This is a genomic window from Oscillospiraceae bacterium MB08-C2-2 (assembly GCA_035621215.1).
Classification (GTDB): domain Bacteria; phylum Bacillota; class Clostridia; order Oscillospirales; family Ruminococcaceae; genus WRAV01.
In genome coordinates this window covers 1,723,048-1,744,476 of the sequence record CP141729.1, presented here as the reverse complement: position 1 = coordinate 1,744,476, position 21,429 = coordinate 1,723,048, and the positions used below count along the sequence as shown (strand labels likewise).

General features: G+C 52.6%; 19 protein-coding genes and 1 other annotated feature. Of the genes, 8 read left to right on the top strand and 11 right to left on the bottom strand.

Going from position 1 to position 21,429, the window contains the following annotated elements; genetic code table 11:
* Window positions 1–85 precede the first annotated feature (85 nt).
* Together U6B65_07710 and U6B65_07705 are read right to left on the bottom strand one after the other, a co-directional pair.
* Window positions 86–1,564, bottom strand: coding sequence for a lactate racemase domain-containing protein (locus U6B65_07710; GenBank protein WRS26241.1), 1,479 nt, complete (start codon window positions 1,562–1,564; stop codon window positions 86–88).
* A 36-nt stretch (window positions 1,565–1,600) separates the two neighbouring features.
* Window positions 1,601–2,437: a triose-phosphate isomerase family protein gene (locus U6B65_07705; GenBank protein WRS26240.1), complete on the bottom strand. Its 837-nt coding sequence runs from the start codon at window positions 2,435–2,437 to the stop codon at window positions 1,601–1,603.
* 373 nt (window positions 2,438–2,810) lie between these two features.
* Here U6B65_07705 and U6B65_07700 point away from each other — a divergent pair, with 373 nt between their 5' ends.
* The 8 genes from U6B65_07700 (at window position 2,811) to U6B65_07665 (ending at window position 12,424) form a co-directional block, all read left to right on the top strand.
* The gene (locus U6B65_07700) at window positions 2,811–3,827 is read left to right on the top strand and encodes a LacI family DNA-binding transcriptional regulator (protein ID WRS26239.1); all 1,017 of its coding nucleotides are present in this window, start codon (window positions 2,811–2,813) and stop codon (window positions 3,825–3,827) included.
* 43 nt (window positions 3,828–3,870) lie between these two features.
* On the top strand, window positions 3,871–4,656 hold the full coding sequence (locus U6B65_07695) for a sulfite exporter TauE/SafE family protein (protein WRS26238.1): 786 nt from the start codon (window positions 3,871–3,873) through the stop codon (window positions 4,654–4,656).
* Between the two features lie 673 nt (window positions 4,657–5,329).
* Window positions 5,330–6,328, top strand: a complete 999-nt coding sequence (locus tag U6B65_07690) for a Gfo/Idh/MocA family oxidoreductase (protein WRS26237.1) — start codon at window positions 5,330–5,332, stop codon at window positions 6,326–6,328.
* Window positions 6,319–7,314, top strand: a complete 996-nt coding sequence (locus U6B65_07685) for a LacI family DNA-binding transcriptional regulator (protein WRS26236.1) — start codon at window positions 6,319–6,321, stop codon at window positions 7,312–7,314. The genes U6B65_07690 and U6B65_07685 overlap by 10 nt, the downstream gene beginning before the upstream one ends.
* 142 nt (window positions 7,315–7,456) lie before the next feature.
* Window positions 7,457–7,909 carry a YhcH/YjgK/YiaL family protein gene (locus U6B65_07680; GenBank protein ID WRS26235.1) on the top strand — a complete coding sequence of 151 codons (453 nt, stop codon included), beginning with the start codon at window positions 7,457–7,459 and terminating at the stop codon, window positions 7,907–7,909.
* Between the two features lie 102 nt (window positions 7,910–8,011).
* On the top strand, window positions 8,012–9,400 hold the full coding sequence (locus U6B65_07675) for a citrate transporter (protein ID WRS26234.1): 1,389 nt from the start codon (window positions 8,012–8,014) through the stop codon (window positions 9,398–9,400).
* Window positions 9,401–9,527: 127 nt separating this feature from the next.
* On the top strand, window positions 9,528–11,660 hold the full coding sequence (locus U6B65_07670) for a hydantoinase/oxoprolinase family protein (protein ID WRS26233.1): 2,133 nt from the start codon (window positions 9,528–9,530) through the stop codon (window positions 11,658–11,660).
* On the top strand, window positions 11,657–12,424 hold the full coding sequence (locus U6B65_07665; GenBank protein WRS26232.1) for a hypothetical protein: 768 nt from the start codon (window positions 11,657–11,659) through the stop codon (window positions 12,422–12,424). The genes U6B65_07670 and U6B65_07665 overlap by 4 nt, the downstream gene beginning before the upstream one ends.
* A gap of 131 nt (window positions 12,425–12,555) precedes the next feature.
* On the opposite strand, the gene trpA is transcribed toward U6B65_07665, so the two are convergent.
* From trpA to U6B65_07620, 9 genes are all read right to left on the bottom strand, one after another.
* Window positions 12,556–13,344, bottom strand: coding sequence for a tryptophan synthase subunit alpha (gene trpA, locus U6B65_07660; GenBank protein ID WRS26231.1), 789 nt, complete (start codon window positions 13,342–13,344; stop codon window positions 12,556–12,558).
* On the bottom strand, window positions 13,337–14,521 hold the full coding sequence (gene trpB / locus U6B65_07655) for a tryptophan synthase subunit beta (GenBank protein ID WRS26230.1): 1,185 nt from the start codon (window positions 14,519–14,521) through the stop codon (window positions 13,337–13,339). The genes trpA and trpB overlap by 8 nt, the downstream gene beginning before the upstream one ends.
* A complete protein-coding gene (locus tag U6B65_07650) occupies window positions 14,518–15,156 on the bottom strand; it encodes a phosphoribosylanthranilate isomerase (GenBank protein ID WRS26229.1) in 639 nt (212 codons plus the stop codon). Before U6B65_07650 ends, trpB begins: the two co-directional genes overlap by 4 nt.
* On the bottom strand, window positions 15,153–15,938 hold the full coding sequence (trpC, locus tag U6B65_07645) for an indole-3-glycerol phosphate synthase TrpC (GenBank protein ID WRS26228.1): 786 nt from the start codon (window positions 15,936–15,938) through the stop codon (window positions 15,153–15,155). The genes U6B65_07650 and trpC overlap by 4 nt, the downstream gene beginning before the upstream one ends.
* Window positions 15,935–16,951, bottom strand: a complete 1,017-nt coding sequence (gene trpD, locus U6B65_07640; GenBank protein ID WRS26227.1) for an anthranilate phosphoribosyltransferase — start codon at window positions 16,949–16,951, stop codon at window positions 15,935–15,937. The genes trpC and trpD overlap by 4 nt, the downstream gene beginning before the upstream one ends.
* The gene (locus U6B65_07635) at window positions 16,944–17,528 is read right to left on the bottom strand and encodes an aminodeoxychorismate/anthranilate synthase component II (protein WRS26226.1); all 585 of its coding nucleotides are present in this window, start codon (window positions 17,526–17,528) and stop codon (window positions 16,944–16,946) included. The genes trpD and U6B65_07635 overlap by 8 nt, the downstream gene beginning before the upstream one ends.
* Window positions 17,528–18,985 (bottom strand): anthranilate synthase component I, encoded by a 1,458-nt coding sequence (gene trpE / locus U6B65_07630; GenBank protein ID WRS26225.1) that lies wholly within the window; start codon window positions 18,983–18,985, stop codon window positions 17,528–17,530. The genes U6B65_07635 and trpE overlap by 1 nt, the downstream gene beginning before the upstream one ends.
* A gap of 94 nt (window positions 18,986–19,079) precedes the next feature.
* Window positions 19,080–19,332, bottom strand: a binding site (T-box leader).
* A 65-nt stretch (window positions 19,333–19,397) separates the two neighbouring features.
* On the bottom strand, window positions 19,398–20,702 hold the full coding sequence (locus U6B65_07625) for a HAMP domain-containing sensor histidine kinase (GenBank protein WRS26224.1): 1,305 nt from the start codon (window positions 20,700–20,702) through the stop codon (window positions 19,398–19,400).
* The gene (locus tag U6B65_07620) at window positions 20,695–21,381 is read right to left on the bottom strand and encodes a response regulator transcription factor (protein WRS26223.1); all 687 of its coding nucleotides are present in this window, start codon (window positions 21,379–21,381) and stop codon (window positions 20,695–20,697) included. Before U6B65_07620 ends, U6B65_07625 begins: the two co-directional genes overlap by 8 nt.
* Between the last annotated feature and the right edge of the window lie 48 nt (window positions 21,382–21,429).

Sequence of the window (21,429 nt, the reverse complement as noted above, 5' to 3'; positions counted from 1 at the left end):
TAAATCTATGGGTTACAAAAAAGCACCTGTGTATTTTTTAAAATACACAGGTGCTTTACAATTTTAAATCTTGCTGCGAAGGAGATTATACACCGTGGCAGAAATCCACGCCATAATTTCCTTGTGTCTGATTCTTCATGCACAGATGCACAGCGGCAGTCTTAAAGGTGCGGGGCAGAGCCAAAATATTGGGGTTGGGGCCGGTGTATTTTTTCATAGCATCGGTGAGAGCTTCCTCAAAGGTGGCTCTGGTTTTCAGCCCCATTGATCTGGCGTAGCCCGGCTCTTCGGCACCTACAATATAGATAGCGGAGGTGTTCATCTCAGCAATATGACCACAGCTGATCATGGAAAAGGCATGGAAGGGATGGAAGGCGTTGCAGTGGCGGTACATGCGGATGTATTCCTCGTTGGTGGCAAAATATTCGCCGTAGCGGTTCATATCCGCCAGTGTATCCATATGGTCGTGCTGGAACATTTCGTAAACCTTGCGGTAGCCGGTGAACAGCTCATCGTGGAAATAGCCGTTGCAGGCAGAGGAGCAGATGATGACGCACTTATCGCTCATAACCCGCTTATGCCGGATGATCTGAGCCGAAAGGGCCTGCATCATCATAATGGGATTGGTGCCCATGCCATCGCCATAATGGAAGAACTGGGGCATACCAAAAACCATAATGTCGTATTTTTTCTCTGCCCAGTGCACATAGGTGCGCTTGTCGGCTGTTTTCCATGAAATAGGCTGGATATCCTTGGCGCAGCCGCTGTTGATTTCAATTTGACGAGACTTGGTATCCAGCACAGCGTCACAGCAGAAGAATTTTTTGCCCATTTTTTCTTCCATGTATTCGCCGATTTCATCAAACTTGGTGCGCATAAGGGAATTGCTGCTGACCGGGGTAAAATCCTTCCGGTGCATAACCTCCGGCACATGATGAGAGGCAATGGAGCGCCAATGGGTGATGCCGGTGGTGCAGTGCTTATAGCCGCCTGAATAGCCGCCGTAAGGGTTGCCTTGGGTATGCCCGATCAGCACAGCCACATCGGAATCAAAAACATATTTGTTCATGAGAACCGGGTCGCCCCGCTCGGTTGTGCCCAAATCCACAAGGTGGTCATAATCCTCACTGTCGTGGTTAAGAATCTGGTGGCTATACCAGAACTCGTTGAAGAGCTCCTCGCCCAGAACGTTTTGGATTTCCTGCTTGGTGTTCTTTCTGTGGAGGCCGTTGGAGCAGATGAGCATAATATTCTTTTTCTCCACGCCGGTCTTATAAAGCTCCTCCAGAACAATGGGGATGGAAACCTTCCGATGAGCGGTGGGCTGCTCGCCTCCCTTGACACGGTCAGGGAAGATTATAACGCACTTGGCACCTTTAAAGCCCAGCTTGGAAAGGGGCTCGATGCCCACAGGATTCAGGATAGACTCTCGGGTTTTCTCCACCAGCTGCTCCTCAGGGATACAGGGAGGATCGGGAACGGTTTCGCCGGGGACAAATACATCGGTGGAATCAGGGAGATTGGCATCCATGGTGCCCTGCCCATATTCAAATGACAGCTTCATACAGCACAGTCCTTTCTGTTTTTATAAATCGTTGGGTTACTTGCCCAAGTAAGTGCGGATGATTTCCAAGTACTCATCGGGATAAAAACCGATCTCACCGGAAAAACGGGTAAGAGCGATAAGGCCGCCGTCTATTTCAGGAATCGAAGCCAGCATTTCGGCGTTTTCCACCTTAAGACCGCCGCCATAGACCACCGAGAGACCATGGGTGGTTTCCTTGACAAACTTGGCGATCATCTGGATATAGTCGGCATCCGGGGGTGTTTTGCCCGGCCCGATGGCCCAGACCGGCTCATAGGCGATTACCACCTTGCTGGTATCCACGCCCTCCAGCCCGATCTCGAGCTGTTTTTTCAGGGTTTCCTGCCAGTGGGGCTGTTCTTCGGCAGTTTCGCCGATGCAGTAGAGCACATAAAGCCCTGCTTGGGTGGCACACTTAATCTCTTTGTTAAGCAAACGATTGACTGCATCTGGATCGGTAGCACCGGCCTCCTGCAAAATGCCCATTTTATCCCGGCGTTCTTCGCAGTGGCCAATCATTGTGCCGCCGCATCCAATGGCCTTTGCAGCGTTGGCTGTACGGTTGCTGGTGAAAGCGCCAAAATTGCCGCCTACCGCTGTATCATCCCGGAAAACACCCTGACAGCCGATCTTGAGAGGGCTGTTTTCACAGAGTGCATCCACCGCCCCGATCAGGTGCGCTTCGGGAAAATACACCACGAATTCCACTTCGTCCTGATTGTATTTGGCCAGCTGATTTTGTGTGTTGCTCACAATATAGCTTGCCCAGTTTTTCATGGGAGCAATGCTGTTGACCCCGCCCAATTCCTTGGGAATATCAAACCGCTTGAGGTTGAGAAAGATGTACTTCATAGAACATACCCTCCTGTTTTATAGTTGAATAGAAATAAAATGTAGTTTTATTTATGCGGCCAAGGGCCGCAGGCCGCAAAGCGGCCTATTCTTACTACATACTCAAATAGCGCTTTGCGCATCGGGTTTTACCCGATGATTGAAAACTTCTTTTGGTTTTTAATCTGTTTGAGTATATTTGTAGTTTTTCGCCCCTGAGAGCGGGTATTACATTGTGCTGGCTGAAACCTAATTCGGTTCCAGCTTGATTGATTCCATCATACCATATCCATTTTTTTTTAGTTCAGAAAATTATGCAAACGTTTGCGTTAAAAAACAAATGAAAGCGATGCCTTTGTGTTATACTATGCTTAAAACGCAAGGAGAAAATATCATGACCCTGAAAGAGCTGGCAAGTCTGTGCGGTGTATCGGTCTCCACTGTTTCCCGGGTAGTCAACGGGAACAAGAGCCACGCGGCCAGCGCTCAGGTTGCGGATAAAATCTGGCAAAAGGTGCATGAGACAGGCTATATCCCAAACAGCAATGCACAAGGTCTGAAAAAGGGAAGCCTCTCCCGGCAAACCGGGGCTGTGCCGGTGATTACCTGTATCTTTGCCCGCACCAGTGACAGTGAATCCGGGCAGTTTTTCTCGGAGCTTTACCGCATTATAGAGCAGAAATGCATCCAGCAGGCCTGCCGAATTACCGGCGTTTTTCCCGCAGTGGAAGAGGGCAAGCTGCCTGTTTTCCCAGAAGTGCCCCCTTCGGATGGCGTGATTATTTTGGGGCGCTGCTCAAAAGGCCTGCTGGCCCACATTCGGGGACAATGCAAAAACATTGTGATGGTGGGGCTCAACAGCCTGCGGGATAACAGCTGTGATCAGGTGATTTGTGATGGTTATGAGGCGGCCCGCCATGCAGTGCAGGTTTTGAGCCAGCTGGGGCACAGCCGCATCGGGTATATTGGGGAGCAATCGGAAGAGGCACGCTACCGGGGCTACTATGATGCGGTGAAGGAGCTTGGGCACCCTATTGAGCACCAGTGGATTTTCAACACCAGCCAATCCATTCAGGGCGGCTATCAAAGCGGCCTCAAGCTTCTTCGCTCGGAAAAACGCCCCACGGCTCTGTTTTGTGCCAACGATATCACGGCTATCGGTGTAATCAAGGCCCTGCGGGAAAAAGGCCTCCAGATTCCGGGGGATATTTCGGTGATCAGCATCGATAACATCGAGCTTTGCCAATACAGCACCCCGATGCTCACCAGCATCCATATACCCCGGGAGGATTTGGGGCATTTCACAGTGAAAACGCTGCTGGATCGCATTCAGGGTGGGCACCAGGTACCGGTGAAAATTGTGATTCCCTTTAGCCTCATTAAGCGTGAAAGCTGCGCAAAGCTCACTTAAATTGGGTTGCACATCCGAAAAATATAGGGAGGAAAGATCGGCCTTGGAGCATATTGTTTATTTTCTCATTTCCATTGCGGCCACCACAGCAGGTGCCATGACCGGTATGGGGGGCGGTGTCATCATTAAACCGGTGCTGGATGTGCTGGGGGACTATGATGCGGCTACCATCGGGATATTATCCTGCTTTACTGTATTTGCCATGGCTATTGTTTCCATTATCCGGCAGATGCGGCAGAAGGCCGCGATCAACTTCAAAATTGCCTTGCCGTTATCGCTTGGTTCGGTGCTGGGCGGAAACATCGGCCAGCAGATTCTTTCCGCCATTATCCGGCAGCTGGGCAGTAACCGTATGGTTTTGGCAGTCCAGAACATTGTGCTGGCTCTTTTGGTTATCGGCGTGTTTGTTTATATGCTCTATAAAAACAGGATAAAAATGCTGGGGGCAACCGGAATGATTGCCTCTGGCTTGACCGGTGTGTTTCTTGGGTTTCTTTCCTCCTTTTTGGGGATTGGCGGTGGGCCTATCAATGTGGCTTTGCTAATTTTTGTCTTTGCCTTCAATACCAAAACAGCGACAGTCTATTCTATTATTACCATTCTTTTTGCCCAGATTTCCAAGCTGATTTCAGTTGGTGTAGCCACGGGGTTTGCTGTGTATGATCTTTCTAAGATCCCCGTTATGATTATCGGAGCCATTCTGGGCGGGTTTATCGGCTCGTGGCTGAACAAAAAACTGCCGGAAAAAACAGTGGAAATTTGCTTTAATGGGGTGCAGGTTATTGTCTTGGGCTTTTGCATCTTCAATGTAATCCGTAATTTATATTAACACACGGCTCTTACTTTTGTATTGGCAGATCTTCATGCACTACATATTGCATCGAATATTAAAAGGCTTGAATCCTTCACTTTTCCATTGTGTGGGGTTCGGGCTTTTTTTCTATCCAATAAAACCTTTTATAAATAAAATAAGAATTTGTACCAATAAAAAATATCTAAAAAACAGTATAAAAAATTTTGAATGCGGAAAATAAAAAACTAAAATTTACGAATTTATAGCCTTATTTATAAATATTAAACAACAAATATAAACTATTTTTTTGTTATATGTGGATTGTATAGTAAGGAGGGCTGTGCTATATTTTAAATACAGAAAAAAACGAAAGCGCTTTCGGAAACAGGGAATGCAGAAGAATCCATTGCTGTAAAGAGCATTTATTCTATGTTTTTATAGGAATCGAACTTGAAAACAAGTGCGCTTGCTCTCAAGAACACAGCATTCCGCTGTGTTCTCTCGCTTTGGAGAAGCGGGAAAATGGCATATTAAGAGGCAAAACTGCGGTTTTGGCGCAAGGCAAGCAAAGCCTGCTTGTGAAAACGATGGTTTCGTTTTCAAGTTTATTGACTATACAGGCTATTTTCGGTTCTGCCGTGGCAAGTCCAATAAATATAATAATTGAAAGCGTTTTCGGAGAGATCTCTCAACACGGAGGAAGATGGATATGAATGAAGTATGCTGGGGCATGGTGGGATGCGGTGCGGTTACCGAAAAAAAGAGCGGCCCCGGGCTTTATAAGTCAGCAAACTCCCGGCTGAAAGCGGTTTACGATCTTGACTATGAAAAAGCTTGTGACTATGCCCGCCGCCACGGGGTACCGGTTGTTGCCCGAACCGTGGAGAATATTTTGAATGATCCAGAAATTACAGCGGTTTATCTGCCGACACCGCCGCGCTTTCACAAAGAATACGCCCTGCGGTGCCTTGGGGCAGGCAAAATCCCCTACATAGAAAAGCCCATGGCCTTGCGATATGAAGAATGCTTAGAAGTCATGGAAGCGGCCGGAAAGGCACGGCTCCCTGTTTATGTGGCCTTTTATCGCCGGGGTATGGAAAAGTACCTGAAAATCAAGGAGCTGATTGATTCCGGTGCGCTGGGAAGCATTCGGTTTGTCCGCCTTTCCCATTTTATGGAGCTGGAGGCAACCGATCTGGATCGGGAAAACCTCCCTTGGCGGCTAACACCCAGTGCTACCTTTGGCGGCAAATTTGTGGATATGGCCACCCATGTTCTGGATGTGGTGGATTTTCTTTTCGGGAAAATCACGCATGTGCAGGGTGTGGCGGATAATTTGGGCGGGTTCTATCCGGTGGAGGATACCCTCAGCGCTGTGATGCGGTGTGAAAGCGGTGTGGTGGTCAGCGGAATGTGGTGCTATGTGGCCGATCACAACGAGGAAGAAATGCTGATTGTGGGTGAAAAAGGCCACATCCGCACAACCGGCCTCTTTTACGGCCCGGTGCGGGTAACGGTGCAGGGCAGGGAAGAGCTTCTGGATTTCCCTGAGCCGGAGCATGTGGCCCAGCCTTATATCCAGCGGATTGTCAATGAGATGACTGGCGCAGTTCCCTCAGGGGCGGATATGCAAAGCGCCGCCAACAATGTGAAAATTGTGGATGACTTACTCAGAGAATACCGGCAGAGGTACCCCGAATGGCGTTAACCATCTACGACATAGCGCAAAAAGCCGGGGTATCCATTACAACTGTTTCCCGGGTTCTCAACAAAAAAGGTGAAGTCAGCGAAAAGACCAAACAGCATATTCAGAACATTTTGGATGAATACGGTTATTCCCCCAGCCAGCTTGCCAGAGGGCTTGCCAGCAAAACCACAAAAACCATTGGCATTATGTCGGTGGATATACGGGATAATCACCACGCCAATATTGTTTATGAAGTGGAGCGTGCCATGAGCCAATATGGCTACAGCGCCATTGTCTGCAATCTGGGCGGCAAAAAAAAGAGGTTTGGCGATTATCTTGAGATGCTGGTTACCCGGCAGGTGGATGGCATTGTGTTTGTAGGCTCTATTTTTGCCGATCCCGACTGCCGCAAGCAGATTGAGGATAAAGGGATCGATTTCCCTTGTGCCATTGTCAACGCATTGCTGCCCCATCCCAATTTTGCCTGTGTGCTCACCAGCGAGGAGGCCGCCTATGTGGAGGCTGTGAATTATCTGGTGCGGGAGCGGGGCCGAAAAAAGCTTGTGCTGATTTTCGATGAGGATACTGTGAGTGAAAAAAGAAAACGGCAGGGCTACCGGGAGGGTATGCGCCGCAATGGGCTGGAAAACGAGATCACCGAATATTCGATTTCCAGCGAACTGGATGGGGTTTCGGCTGCGACCAAGGAGCTGATGCGAATGGCCCCCAGAACCGATGCACTGATTTATACCAAGGATTTGCTTGCTGTCACCGGGATGTATGCCCTGTTGGAAATGGGCTATGAGGTTCCGAAGGATGTTTCGGTTATGGGGATCAACAACTCCATCTATGCCCAGCTTTCCCGGCCCAGCCTCACCAGCATCGATAACCGGGCTAAGGAAAGCGGAGCGGCGGCGGCTAATCTTCTCAAGCGCCTGCTGGATGGTGAAACCCTGCTGGACCCTTGTGTGATTCCATGTCAGCTGGTGATTCGGGAAAGCACCTAAGCCTATAGCGGCAGAATGGCATACTAAGAGGCAAAACTGCGCCTTTGGTGCAAAGCAAGCAGAGCTTGCTTTTGAAAACGATGGTTTCGTTTTCAAGTTTAGTGGCTATAAAACGAAACTTTATTATACAGGAGGAAGAAAAATGCTTTATACATCCATTGCCTTAGCGGAAAAATACAATTACTTGGAGGAGAAATTCAAAATCTGCTATGAGTTCCTCCGCAGAAGCGATCTGGCTGATCTGCCGGAAGGGGCTATCAAGCTCACCGAGGATATCACCGTTCAGGTGCAGGAATACGATACAATCCCCCCCAACACGGGCAAGTTTGAAACCCACGAGCGCTTTTTTGATATTCAGTATATGGTTTCGGGCCAAGAGCTGTTTGGTATTGCCGACCGCTCTGAGCTGGAAATCCAGACCCCTTATGACAGCGAAAAAGATATGGCTTTCTATAAGGAGCCGGCGTATTGCGGCTATATTCTTTTAAAGGAAGGCCAGTTTGCCCTTGTGGCTCCCGAGGATGCCCATAAACCCCGGTGCATGGCGGGGCAGCCCGAAAAGGTGAAAAAGCTGGTCATCAAGGTGCCGGTATAAACCCGTTTGCAAAGCACTCCCCGGAAAGAACCGCTTAGGTAATAGCGCAGGCAGGGGCCCCTGCTTCGACTAATACAAAAATATATTGAGGAGGCTTTTTTTGTGGAATATCTAATTGGTATACTGTTGCTTATTTCTTTCTTCTGGTTAGCCTACTACTGCTTCAAGGGCCACAATCTGATGATCGGATTCCTGATCATGTCTTTTCTATGGACTGCCCTGCCGCTGATTGGCAATCAGATTTCCAGTCCCGCCTTTTTGGAGGCAAACGGCATTGCCGGCATCGCCTCGTGGGAGGCACTAGCGGCTTCTCTTGCTAAGATATTTCAGAGTGCGCCAGAGGGCTGGGGCACCATTCTGGTCAATGTGCTGTGGGGTGCCTGGTTTGGTCGGGTGCTTATGGAAACCGGCATTGCAGCCACCATCATTCGCAAGACGGTTGAATTGGGCGGTGACCGTCCTATTATTACCGTATCTCTGCTGAATTTTGTAACTACCGTTATTTTTACCTCTATGACAGGCGCTGGGCCTGTTATTGCTATCGGTGTTATTGTGCTGCCTATCCTGATGTCTCTGGGCATCCCCAAGCCTCTCGCCCTGTTTACCTTTGTGGGTGCGGTAGGCGCAGGCAGCTACATGAATCCTGTTTATTTTGCGCAGTATAGGGCATTTCACCTTGCGGCTGATCAAATGCCTGAATTCAGCTTCACCTGGTATGTTCAGAAGTGGGGAATCTATGCAATTATCATCATGCTGCTGGTTACCACAATCGGCACAGCCTTCTATTTAAAGGCCAAGAAGCCGGTTCACAGCTGGGCTGCCCAGACCGGGCAGGTGGAGGATACCAAGCAGGTTCCCGGTATTGCCCTGATCACCCCTATTCTTCCTGTGCTGGGTGTCATCTTCCTGAAAATTCCTGTTATCCTGGGCTTTGTGCTTTGCGGCTTTTTCGCTTTGTTTGTTTGCGGCAAACTCAAACACTTTAAAGAAAGCTGCCAGCTTGTTAATAAAATGTATTACGATGGCGTTGTGGATACTGCGCCCCTCATCGGCTTTCTGCTGACTCTGCCTATGTTTAACAAAGCCGCCGAGCTTTGCGCACCTTACTTTAAAGCGGTTGTTGGCCCTGTTATGCCAAAAACCACCCTTGTGCTCTGCATCCTGTTCGCAATTCTATCCCCATTGGGCCTGTTCCGTGGCCCTATGACTCTGGTTGGCTGCGGCGCCGCAACCTTGGGTGTGGTCAGCAATTTGGGCATCTCGGCCTTTACCGTTCCTTTCCTGTATGCCTGCTTTGCTATTCCAACCATTACCATGAACGTTGGCAGCTGTATCACCCAGTCTTGGGTGGCTTGGGGTCTTGCCTACACCAAGGTGGAAGGCAAAGATTTGCTGCGGTATACGGTGCCCAATGGCATCATCGTTTCCATACTCCTATATATTGTTACATTTTTGGTGTTCGGCAACGGCTTAGTGCCTATCCCGGCCTAGAGCAGTACTTTGTATCAGCGATTTTGCCGGAGGCGTGGGATTCCTCCCATGCTTCCGGCACTTTTGGCTTTCCGACGGATTCCACTGGAAACGGTCGGATATACCACAAAACTTTGGGGGAAACAAAATGTCTAAGAGACTTGTACGCATGGGCATTGATGTGGGCGGCACCCACACCAAGGCTGTTGCACTGGATAACAGCACCCATCAGATAATCGGAAAATCCTCGGTCAAAACCACCCACTCCCATGAAAAAGGTGTAGCGGCTGGTGTGGTGGAGGCCTTTCAAAATTGTATGGCCCAAAACGGAATTTCGCCCGATGATGTTGTGTTCGTAGCCCACAGCACCACCCAAGCCACCAATGCCCTGCTGGAAGGCGATGTGGCTAAAGTAGGTGTGATTGGTGTGGCGGGCGGCGGCCTCGAAGGCTGGCTCGCCAAGCGGCAGACCCGGTTGGATGACATCGATTTGGGAACCGGGCGGAAAATTTCTATCTGCAACACCTTCCTGAAGAAAAAGCAGCTGGAGGATGAGCTGATTCGCAAAACGGTTAACGAGCTAAAAGCGCAGGGAGCCAACGTGATTGTTTCCTCCATGGCTTTTGGGGTAGACAGCATTGCAGAAGAAGAGCACATCCACCGCATTGCCCAGGAGATGGGGCTGTTCACCACCATTGCTTCGGATATCACCAAGCTTTACGGCCTGACCCGCCGTACCCGTACAGCGGCTATCAACGCCAGCATACTGCCGAAGATGCTGGATACAGCCAATTCCACAGAATCCAGCGTCCGGGAGGCGGGGGTAACGGTGCCGCTGATGATCATGCGGGGCGATGGCGGCGTTATGGATTGCTCCGAGATGAAAAAGCGCCCGGTGCTGACCATGCTTTCCGGCCCGGCGGCCAGCGTTATGGGTTCGCTCATGTATCTGCGGGCCTCCAACGGCGTGTATTTTGAGGTGGGCGGCACCTCCACCAACATTGGCGTTATCAAAAACGGCCGCCCGGCCATCGATTACTCGGTGGTAGGTGGGCACAGCACCTACATCAGCTCGCTGGATGTGCGGGTGCTGGGTGTTGCCGGCGGCAGCATGGTGCGGGCCAACCAGAAGCAGGTGGTGGATGTTGGCCCCCGAAGCGCTCACATTGCCGGTATGGATTATGCGGTGTTTACCGATGAATCGGAGATTGTAGACCCCAAGCTGGAGTTTTTCTCGCCCCGCAAGGGCGATCCCGATGACTATGTAGCCATCCGCCTTGCCAGTGGCAAGCGGGTGACCATTACCAACAGCTGTGCCGCCAACGTGCTGGGGCTGGTGAAGCCGGAGCATTTTTCCTACGGCAATGTAAACTCCGCTCGCAAGGCCATGCAGCCCTTGGCCGACCATCTGGGGATTTCGGTGGAGGAGGTTGCCGCCCAGATTCTCCAAAAGGCCCACGAAAAAATTGAGCCGGTCATTCTGGATTTGGCTCAGAAATACCGGCTGGAGCACGACCAGATTTCTCTGGTGGGTGTAGGCGGGGGAGCGGCCTCTCTGATTTGCTACAGCGCCGATAAAATGAAGCTGCGCTACAGCATTCCCGAAAACGCCGAGGTTATCTCTTCCATTGGTGTTGCGCTGGCTATGGTGCGGGATGTGGTGGAGCGCATCATACCCAACCCCTCCCAGCAGGATATCACCAGCATTAAGAAGGAGGCCATCGACAAGGCCATCGGCAGCGGAGCCGACCCGGAAAGCGTGGAGGTACACATTGAGATTGATCCCCAGACTTCTAAGGTAACCGCCATCGCTATGGGCTCCACCGAGGTGAAAACCACCGACCTGCTCAAGGAATGCTCCGAAGAGGAGGCAAAGGAGCTGGCCCGGGCTGATTTTGGCCCCGAGATTAAGGCGGCCGAGGTGGAGAAGCTTTGCGAAACCAAATACTGTTATGTATTCGGCTGCAAGCGGGGCGATCAGCAGATGGTGCGCATTATGGATAAAAAGGGATTTATCAAGGTGCAGCGGGCAGATGCCCAGGCTGTGTCAGTCAAGGCCACCGATTACCGTGAAGTGGTCAAAACCATGTGGGAGAAGCTTTCCACCTTTAAGACCGACAGCATTCTGCGCCCAGATTATTACCTGTGCATTGGCGCCCGGGTGATGGATTTTGCAGGCTCCATTGATTTGGAGCAGATTTATATGCTCATGGATCTGGAGGTGGCCGATCTGGAACCGGATGTGGATATCCTGGTTGTGGGCGCCATTAACCAGATATGAGCGAGGAAAGAACTCTCCAGCGGCTGCTTGAAGCCTTTCTGGGCAAACCGCAAACACCTGCCCCACCCCCTTCGCCGGAAAGCATCCCCCCTATTGGGGAGATGCTGGCAGAGCTGATTCAGCTGGACGATCGTGTCTTTGGCCGGTATGCCTTTTCCCGTGACCCCTTGCGGGGTAAGTTTTCCCCCGAAAAGATGGATACCCTCACCCAGCAGGCAGGCCAGTGCGGGCGGGAATATGCCCAGTCTACTGCAAAGGAACATGGAACCAGCAGTCCACAGGCTATAGCCAAGGCGTTGGATATCAAGGTGGAAAAACCCAGTCAGCCTACTGGAACCGACCGGGTGACCTTCGCCCAGTTCGCGCCCCCGGGCACCATCTCCATCTTCCGCCACGGCTTGGAAAAGGCGGAACAGGTGCTGGAGGATAGTCAGGTACGCCAGATTATGGGCAACATTACGGTAGAAGATATCCTCCTTGCCCACGAGCTGTTCCATGTGGTGGAAGAAAAAAACAAATCCGAAATTTTCACCCGTACCCGCAAGGTGGAGCTTTGGGCGCCGTGGCCACTCCATAACCGCTCCACCATTCGCAGTCTCAGCGAGATTGCTGGGATGGCGTTTGCCCGGGAGCTGACAGGTCTGCCCTATTCGCCTTTTGTATTGGATGTGTTCCTGATCTATGGCTATGCCCCGGCCGCCGCCTTTTCTCTTTACAGTGAAATCACCGGCCTTGCCCGAAAGCTGGATCAAGCAGACGAATAGAAGCACACCAAAAAGCCCGGCCTACAGGATTGAACCTGTTGGCCGGGCTTTTGCTTTGTGTTGACAATCCCCGGCTTAGCGGGCGGTTTTGACTCAGTATATCCAATTAGCAGAGAGATAGCAAGGCAGCCTTATACAGGCTGCTTCGCCGCCGAAACGGCCGCCTTCATTTGTGCGGCATAGGTACGAACATGGGGTTCGGCTCCTTCACCATACTGCTCAATGAGCTTTACAATGGCGCTGCCCACGATCACGCCATCACCATATTGCCCGATTTCGGCGGCCTGCTCTGGGGTGGAGATACCAAAGCCAATGGCACAGGGAATATCCTGCTCCTCTTTTACAAGCTGAACCATACCGGCAAGATCGGTTTTGATATTCTCCCGCACCCCGGTAACCCCCATGGAGGAAACGCAGTAGACAAAGCCTTCTGCCTCCCGGGCAATAGCCCGGATGCGCTCCTTGGAGGTGGGGGCAATCAGCGGAATCAGCGCCACATTGTGGGATCGGCTAAAGGAGAGAAGCTCCTCCCGTTCCTCAAAAGGCAGATCAGGCACAATCACCGCACCCACGCCGCAGTCGGCGCACCGGCTGAAAAATTTCTCAGCCCCATAGACAAACACAGGGTTGATGTAGGTCATGAAGGCCAAGGGGATGGCGGACTGTTCCCGCACCCGGCTGACCATTTCAAAGATGCCATCCAAGGTGGTTCCAGCTAAAAGGGCTCTTTCATCCGCCCGCTGAATCACCGGACCCTCGGCCACCGGGTCAGAAAAAGGGATACCCAGCTCAATGAGATCGGCTCCTTCTTCGGCCATAGCGATCACCAAGCGCTCGGTTACCGCAAGGGAGGGGTCTCCCGCTGTGAGAAAGGGTATAAAGGCTTTTCCGGCTGCAAAGGCTTTCTGTATGTTATTCATAAAGCTTTTTCCCCCTGTAGCGGGCGATGGCGGCCACATCCTTGTCGCCCCGCCCGGATAGATTCACCACTATGATTTGCTCCCGGCCCATGGTTGGGGCCAGCTTTTGGGCATAGGCCACGGCATGGGCGCTTTCAATAGCCGGGATGATGCCCTCAGTGCGGGAAAGATACTCAAAGGCATCCACCGCTTCGTCGTCGGTAACCGGGACATATTTGGCCCGCCCCATGTCGTAAAGGTTTGCGTGCTCCGGCCCGATCCCGGGATAATCCAGCCCCGCAGAGATGGAATAGACCGGTGCAATCTGCCCGTATTCATCCTGACAGAAATAGGATTTCATGCCATGGAAGATTCCCTGCGTTCCGTTGGCAACGGTGGCTGCATTCTGGGGGGTATCCACACCCAGCCCCGCCGCCTCACAGCCAATCAGCGCAACGGACGAATCCTCCAAAAATTCGTAGAACAGCCCCATGGCGTTGCTGCCGCCGCCTACACAGGCAATGAGGGTATCCGGGAGCTTTCCCTCCCGCTCCAGCATTTGCGCCCGCACCTCCCGGCCGATAACACTCTGGAAATCCCGCACAATGGTGGGGAAGGGGTGAGGCCCCATGACCGAGCCCAGCACATAGTGGGTATCCTCTAAACGGGAGGTCCATTCCCGCATGGTTTCGTTGACTGCATCCTTGAGGGTTTGGGTGCCGCTGGTCACCGGGTGAACCTTGGCTCCCAGCAGCTCCATGCGGTAAACATTCAGGGCCTGCCGGTCGGTATCCTCCTTGCCCATGAACACTTCACATTCCATATCCATGAGCGCGGCGGCGGTGGCGGTGGCAACCCCATGCTGACCGGCTCCGGTTTCGGCGATGACCCGGGTCTTGCCCATTTTCTTGGCCATAAGCACTTGCCCCAGCACATTGTTGATTTTGTGGGAGCCTGTGTGGTTGAGATCCTCCCGCTTGAGGTAGATTTTGGCTCCGCCCAGCTCCCGGGTCATTTTCTCCGCAAAATAGAGCAGGGAGGGTCGGCCGGCATATTGGTTTAACAGCGCATCCAGCTCCTGTATGAAGGCAGGGTCACGGCGAAAGCCCTCATAGGCTTCTTCCAACTCGATGACAGCGTTCATCAGGGTTTCGGGAATAAATTGGCCGCCATGCTGGCCAAAACGTCCTTTTTTCACGATACTTCACTCCTTGTTTTTAAGCTATATGAGTATACCGCATTTATAAATTCTCGCATCTTTTCAGGGTCTTTAAAGCCTGCTGTTTCCACACCGCTGCTCACATCCACGCCATAGGGGCGGCAGGCGGCGATACGCTCTTTTACATTGCCTGCATCCAATCCCCCTGCCAAAAAAAAGGGCTTGGTTAAGGGTGGAATCAAGCTGAGATCAAGAGCCTTGCCGCTCCCGCCCATTTTCTTATCATGATAGGAATCCAGAAGGAGATATTCGCAAGGGAGCGCCTGAGCGGCCAGCACCTGCTCCCGGCTCTGCACCCGTATCGCCTTGATGATGGGAGCCTTTATCCGGCTCCTGAGCTGTGTGAGATAGGCTTCATCCTCGTGGCCGTGGAGCTGAATGTGGGTGATGACCCCGCTTTCACACAGGGCGGCAATATCCTCAATAGCCGCATCCACGAATACGCCTACCGAAGCAATGGAGCGATCCAGCTTTTGCCGAAGGCTTTTTGCCAGCTCTGGAGTAACCTGCCGGGGACTGGGGGCAAAAACAAAGCCAATATAATCGGGCAAAAGGGCGTTTGCCGCTTGGATATCCTCCATGCGGCGAAGGCCGCAGAACTTGACTTTGGTCATACTGCAATCCCTTCCCGCAGGTCGGCCAGCTTGGCGGCCTTATCGTGACTGCGCATGAGGGCTTCTCCCAGCAGAATGGCATCCACCTGTGCGGTGGAAAGTGCGGCCACATCTTGTGCTGTATGCACACCGCTTTCCGCCACAAACAGAATCTCCGAGGGCACCAGTGTGCGCAGTTCTTGGGAAATGCTCAAATCCACCTGAAAGGTTTTCAGGTTCCGGTTGTTGACCCCGATGATGGAAGCCCCCGCCTCAAGGGCGGACTCTATCTCCTCGGGGGTGTGGGCCTCCACCAGCGCCGAAAGGCCGAGTGTACGGCAGATTGCAAGATACTGCCGCAGGGTATCGGTATCCAGAAGAGCGCAGATGAGCAGGATGGCATCCGCTCCAATTAGCTTGGCTTCGTAAAGCTGGTATTCATCCACTGTGAAATCCTTCCGTAGAATAGGCAGTGAGATGTTTCGGCTGATTTCGGTGAGATACCGGTCGCTTCCCTGAAAGAAAAAGGGCTCCGTGAGCACCGAAACAGCCGCCGCTCCGGCGGCTTCATAATCCTTGGCAATCTGCACATAGGGGAACTCCCGGGCAATCAAACCCTTGGAGGGAGAAGCTTTCTTTACCTCGCAAATAAAGGAGATTCCCGGTCTGCCCAATGCCTGCTCAAAAGGGAGGGAAGCGGCCGGCAGGGCAAGTGCCTGTTCCCGAACCACTTCGAGGGGGCGCTTTTTTTTCGCCTGATTTACTCGCAGTTTTGTGGCGGCGGCGATTTTTTCCAGTATCACGGCTGTGCCTCCTTTGTGGCCGCTATAAAGGCCTGCAAGGTTTCCAAAGCCTTGCCGCTGTCGATCATTTCGCCAGCCAAAGCCACACCGCTTTTTAAATCCTCGGCACAGCCCGCCAGATAAAGGCAGGCCCCTGCGTTCAGCAGCACCACATTCCGCTTGGCTCCCGGCTCTCCCTCCAAAATGTGCAGGGCAATCTCGGCGTTTTGTGCCGCATCGCCACCGGTCAGCTCCTCGGAGGGACAAAGCGCAAAGCCAAACTCTCGGGGGTCCAGGGTATAGCTTTTGAAGGAGCCGGCATTCACCTCGCAGACCGTGGTGGGGGCGTGCAGGGAGATTTCATCCAGACCATCGTTGCCATGGACGACCATGGCCCGCTTAACCCCCAGATTGGCCAGTACCTGTGCAAGAGGCTCCACCAGCTTTTCATCGTAAACCCCCAAGAGCTGGATCGTGGCACTGGCGGGGTTGGCCATGGGCCCCAGAATGTTAAAGATGGTGCGGGCGCCCATTTCCCGGCGCACCGGGGCGGCGTGCTTCATGGAGGCGTGATAGACCGGTGCAAACAAAAAGCAGATACCCGTTTTTTCCAGCACACATGCGCTTTGCTCGGCGGTTAAATCCAGTTTTGCGCCTAAAGCCTCCAGAACATCGGCCGCTCCGCATTTGCTGGATACACTGCGGTTGCCGTGCTTTGCCACCCGAACCCCAGCCGCCGCTGTTACAAAAGCGGATACGGTGGAAATGTTGAAAGTATAGGCCTCGTCTCCGCCGGTGCCCACAACCTCCAGCAGGTCGCCCTGTTGAGCCAGCTTGGCGCCGCACTCCCGCATGACACTGGCGCAGGCCGTGATTTCATCAATGGTTTCGCCCTTCATCCGCAAAGCGGTGAGAAAAGCGGCGATTTGAGCCTGTGTTGCCTCACCCTGCATGATCTCCTGCATGGAAAGCCTTGCTTCTTCATAGGTGAGATGATTGCCCTGAATGGCCTGACTGATTGCCTGTTTAATCATGCGTGCCGCCCTCCATATTCAAGAAATTGCGGATGATGGTTTCACCCTGTGGGGTGAGAATGGATTCTGGGTGAAATTGCAGCCCGTAAATGTTGTAGTTGCGGTGGCGAACCGCCATAACCTCGCCGCCCGGTTCTGTGGAGATGACCTCCAGCTCAGTGGGAATGGCATCCGCTCTTGCCACCAGCGAGTGATAGCGGGCGGCCATGATTTCCTCGGGGAGTCCCTGAAAGAGGGGGCAGGCTGTATCCAGACGGATGCGGCTCTGTTTGCCGTGCATCAGCTGCCTTGCCCGGATGATTTCACCACCGAAGGCCTCGCAGATTGCCTGATGCCCAAGGCATACCCCCAGAATGGGGATTTCGCCGCCCAGCTCCCGGATGACATCCTCGCAGATGCCCGCATCCGCCGGATACCCCGGGCCGGGGGAAAGAATGATGTGGCTGGGGTTTTGCTCCCGAATCTGCTGGGGGGTGGTTTTATCGTTGCGCACCACCTGAATATCCGGGTTCAGGCCACCGGTGACCTGCACCAGATTGTAGGAAAAGCTGTCGTAATTATCAATAAGCAGTATCATCAGCGATCCACCTCCCCGGCCTGCATAATGGCGTTAATAATGGCTTGGGCCTTGTTGCCTGCCTCTTCGTATTCCATCTCCGGCACGCTGTCGGCTACGATGCCGCCTCCTGCCTGAACAGTAACCGTTCCGCCGTGATTTACCGCCATGCGGATGGCAATGCAGGTATCCAGATTGCCGGAAAAATCAAGGTAGCCCAGCGCCCCGCCATAGATGCCTCTTGGTTCGGCTTCCATTTCCTCAATGATTTCGCAGGCCCGGATTTTAGGAGCACCCGAAAGGGTTCCGGCGGGGAGTACAGCCTCAATGGCATCGCAGGCATCCCGATCTTCCCGGATATTTCCCTCCACGCAGGAGGTGATGTGCATGATCTTGGAATAGCGGTGGATCATCTGGTAGCGGGTGACCTCCACCGTGGAAAACTTGGAGATGCGCCCCAGATCGTTTCGGGCTAAATCCACCAGCATATTGTGTTCCGCCAGTTCCTTTTGGTCTGCCAGAAGCTCGGCTTCCAGCTCTCTATCCTGCTGCTCGGTGGCTCCCCTTGGCCGTGAACCGGCCACCGGGAAGGTGGTGAGGCGGCCATCCTGCAAGCGTACCAGTGTTTCTGGGGAGGCGCTGACCACCTCGGTGCCATCGATATTTAGGTAAACCATGTAGGGAGAGGGGTTGGTGGTGCGCAGAACACGGTAGGCGCTGAGCAGACTGCCGGTATAAGGGCTTTGGAACCGGCGGGAAATCACCGCCTGAAAAATATCCCCGCTGCGTATGTATTCTTTCGTTCGTTCCACCAGCTGGCAGTATTCCTCTTTGGTTACATTGCAGTGGAAGTCCACAGCGCTGTCTATGGAAATGGCGGGCAGGGAGGAGGGCTCCTGAATCATGCGGATGATGCGCTCCACCTCACCGGAGGCTTTACCGTAGTTTTCCATCAGCTTATCGGTTTTCATGTTGACCACGACGCAGATTTTCTGCCGCAGCTGGTCGAAGGCGATGACCTTGTCATACAGCAGCAGATCAAAATCATTGAGCTCGCCTTCCTTGATGTGCAGGGTTGGTTCGGCGTAGCCCATCATGGAATAGGCAAAATACCCCACAAGGCCGCCGGAAAAGGGAGGCAGGCCGGGAATCTGGGGCGCACGGTACCTCTTCATCAGGCTGCGCACCGCTTCCAGCGGGTGATCGGTCTGAAAGGTTTCAATTTTCTCCCCCGTGATCGAAACCACTCCGTTTTTGCAGGTGATTCGCAGAACCGGGTCAAAGCCCAAAAAGGAATAGCGGCTCCAGCGCTCGCCGCCCTCAACACTTTCCAGCAGAAAATACCGTTTGCTGCTCTGGGCAAGCTTTCGCAGCAGTGCAATGGGGGTGATGATATCCGCATACAGCTCTTTGCAGACAGGGACAACGGGGTATTCCTTAGCCAGCTCCTCAATTCTCTCACAGCTTGGAACCATCATAAACTTCACCTTGGTTTCATCAATCGATGGGATGAAAACTCCTTTCTATTTATTTTGCGAGTGTTTTTGGGTAATAAAAAAGCCTTTGTCCCCATACAGGGACAAAAGCTTGAAGGCTTCTGCGATACCACCCAAATTGATGAAAATAAATTCATCCACTCATTTTGCATACCATCATATGCACCCCACTGATAACGGCAGGGGATCCCGTCAGCGTCTACTCCCAAAAAGGTTTCAAGCCGCCCTCGCAAGACCATTCAAAAGAATCTGTGCTGCTGCCTTCGCACCAATAGGCAACTCTCTGGATACACCCGATTAATCCTACTTTTCTTGCTCAAAGGTTTCTTAATTTGTTGGTATTATATGTCATCGCATCCGATTTGTCAACAGCTTTTTCTGTATTTCTAAGATTTTAGTGTGGCAGCTTAACGGTAACAGCCGTTCCTTTTGGGTAATTGGCTTCAATTTTAATAGAGCCTACATGCTGCTCCACAATCCACTTGGCGATGGAAAGCCCCAGCCCGGTGCCGCCCCCCGCACGGGAACGGGCTTTATCCTCCCGGTAAAAACGGTCAAACACCCGGCTGCGCCCCGCTTCGCTGATGCCGATGCCGGTGTCACGCACTTGAATGGAAACCCAGTTGCCATCCCCCCGGGTGCTGACTGTGATGGTATCGCCCTGCTCGGTGTATTTGAGGGCATTATCCATGAGAATCACCAAGAGCTGCTGGATACGCCCACGGTCAGCGCAAAGAGAACCCCCAAAGCCAAGCTGAAGCTCCATGACTTTGCTTTGCAGCTCCGCCAGCTCGATATAAGGCTCGGCAACGGTGGCTGCAATTTCATCCAGCTGAAGAGTTTCCTTTTCCAGCATGGTCTGGCCGCTGTCGGAACGGGCCAGTGTCATCAGGTCTGCGGTGAGCTTGGTGAGGCGGCGGGTCTCGGTCAGCGAAAGCACGATGCTGCCCGATTGTTCCAAAATGCGGGCATCCGGCATGGTGAGCAGGGTTTCCAGCTTGTTTTGTATCACAGTGAGAGGGGTGCGCAGCTCATGGGAGGCATCCTGAACAAATTCAGTCTGCCTTTTCCACGCTTCAAGGACAGGGCGCATGGTTTGCTGAGAAAGAACATAGCTGGCCCCGATAGACAGCGGGATGAACACACCCAGACAGATCAACAGCCAGCGCAGAAAGTGATCCACAACACTGCGCTCGCCATCCACGTTGGATACCAGCTGAACATAATACTGCACACCCTGACTGTCTGTTACAGGGAAGGTGATGCAGCGGTAATAAAACTGATTCTCCAGCCGGATAGTCATGGGCTTTTCGCCCATGGCAGGGCTGAAGGAAAGCAAGGCCAAATCACTTTCATAGAAAATGCGGCCCAGCGAGCGCTGGTTTTGGATGGTGCCGCTGCTATCCCGCACAATGGGTGTGATGCGGGGCGGAATCATCAGGCCCCGCCGCCCTTGCGGGGGTTCTCCGTGAAGCTTGTTGGCAGCATCAAAATCGAAAGTGGTCTGATCCTCAATAAAATCCGCTCGATCCAGAATTTCGCTGTGGGCCCTCTCCAAATCCCGGTCAATCTTGGAGAAGATGGAGGTTTGGAGCTGGAAAAACAGAATCAGCCCAAATACGGCGAAGATAAAAGAAAAAGCGATAAAATTATAGAGGGTATGCTTGAGCTGCTGCTTTCTCGCCACCGTATCACGCATGCTCATCCCCCCGGTCACGCAGGATATAACCCATACCCCGGACAGTCTGGATATAGCGGTCGTAGCCGTAGAGCTTGAGGGTCTTGCGCAGATTGCTGGCGTAAACCTCCAGCACATTGGTGCCGGTTTCGGAATCAAAGCCCCACACCCGATCAAAAATTTGCTCCCGGGTGAGGATGATATTCTGGTTTGCGATCAGGTATTCAAGAATATCAAACTGCTTGCCGTGCAGCTCCACCGCCTCGCCGCCGATGGTGACAGCACGGGTAAGCGGATCGAGAGCCAGCTCCTTGAAAATAAGGCTGTGTTCCCGGAAGCCGCTGCTGGTGCGGCGCAGAATTGCCTCCAATCGCAGGAGAAGCTCTTCCCGGTGAAAGGGCTTGGGCAAATAATCATCTGCACCCAGCTGAAAGCCTTTGATTTTATCATCCAGCCCATCCTTGGCGGTGAGGATCAGAACGGGGGTGGAAATACCTCCCCGGCGCAGGGCGCTGAGCACCTCGTAGCCATTCATACCGGGCAGCATAATATCCAGAATGATGATATCAAAAATATTCTGCATGGCTTGAAAAAGCCCTTCGTCACCGTCAAAGGCTTGCTGGGTTTCCGCCAATTCGGCGATACTGGTGCAGATTGCGTCCGAAAGGTGGACATCGTCCTCAATAACCAACGCACGCATAGACCGCTCTCCTCTCTCCGGGGGTACCGATGATTAGCCAAACTGTTT

Bases quoted from the DNA above. Each gene is read 5' to 3' on its own strand.
- U6B65_07710 (WRS26241.1), bottom strand. From the start codon at position 1,564: ATGAAGCTGTCATTTGAATATGGGCAGGGCACCATGGATGCCAATCTC.
- U6B65_07705 (WRS26240.1), bottom strand. From the start codon at position 2,437: ATGAAGTACATCTTTCTCAACCTCAAGCGGTTTGATATTCCCAAGGAA.
- U6B65_07700 (WRS26239.1), top strand. From the start codon at position 2,811: ATGACCCTGAAAGAGCTGGCAAGTCTGTGCGGTGTATCGGTCTCCACT.
- U6B65_07690 (WRS26237.1), top strand. From the start codon at position 5,330: ATGAATGAAGTATGCTGGGGCATGGTGGGATGCGGTGCGGTTACCGAA.
- U6B65_07685 (WRS26236.1), top strand. From the start codon at position 6,319: ATGGCGTTAACCATCTACGACATAGCGCAAAAAGCCGGGGTATCCATT.
- U6B65_07680 (WRS26235.1), top strand. From the start codon at position 7,457: ATGCTTTATACATCCATTGCCTTAGCGGAAAAATACAATTACTTGGAG.
- U6B65_07670 (WRS26233.1), top strand. From the start codon at position 9,528: ATGTCTAAGAGACTTGTACGCATGGGCATTGATGTGGGCGGCACCCAC.
- U6B65_07665 (WRS26232.1), top strand. From the start codon at position 11,657: ATGAGCGAGGAAAGAACTCTCCAGCGGCTGCTTGAAGCCTTTCTGGGC.
- trpA (WRS26231.1), bottom strand. From the start codon at position 13,344: ATGAATAACATACAGAAAGCCTTTGCAGCCGGAAAAGCCTTTATACCC.
- U6B65_07650 (WRS26229.1), bottom strand. From the start codon at position 15,156: ATGACCAAAGTCAAGTTCTGCGGCCTTCGCCGCATGGAGGATATCCAA.
- trpD (WRS26227.1), bottom strand. From the start codon at position 16,951: ATGATTAAACAGGCAATCAGTCAGGCCATTCAGGGCAATCATCTCACC.
- U6B65_07635 (WRS26226.1), bottom strand. From the start codon at position 17,528: ATGATACTGCTTATTGATAATTACGACAGCTTTTCCTACAATCTGGTG.
- trpE (WRS26225.1), bottom strand. From the start codon at position 18,985: ATGATGGTTCCAAGCTGTGAGAGAATTGAGGAGCTGGCTAAGGAATAC.
- U6B65_07625 (WRS26224.1), bottom strand. From the start codon at position 20,702: ATGCGTGATACGGTGGCGAGAAAGCAGCAGCTCAAGCATACCCTCTAT.
- U6B65_07620 (WRS26223.1), bottom strand. From the start codon at position 21,381: ATGCGTGCGTTGGTTATTGAGGACGATGTCCACCTTTCGGACGCAATC.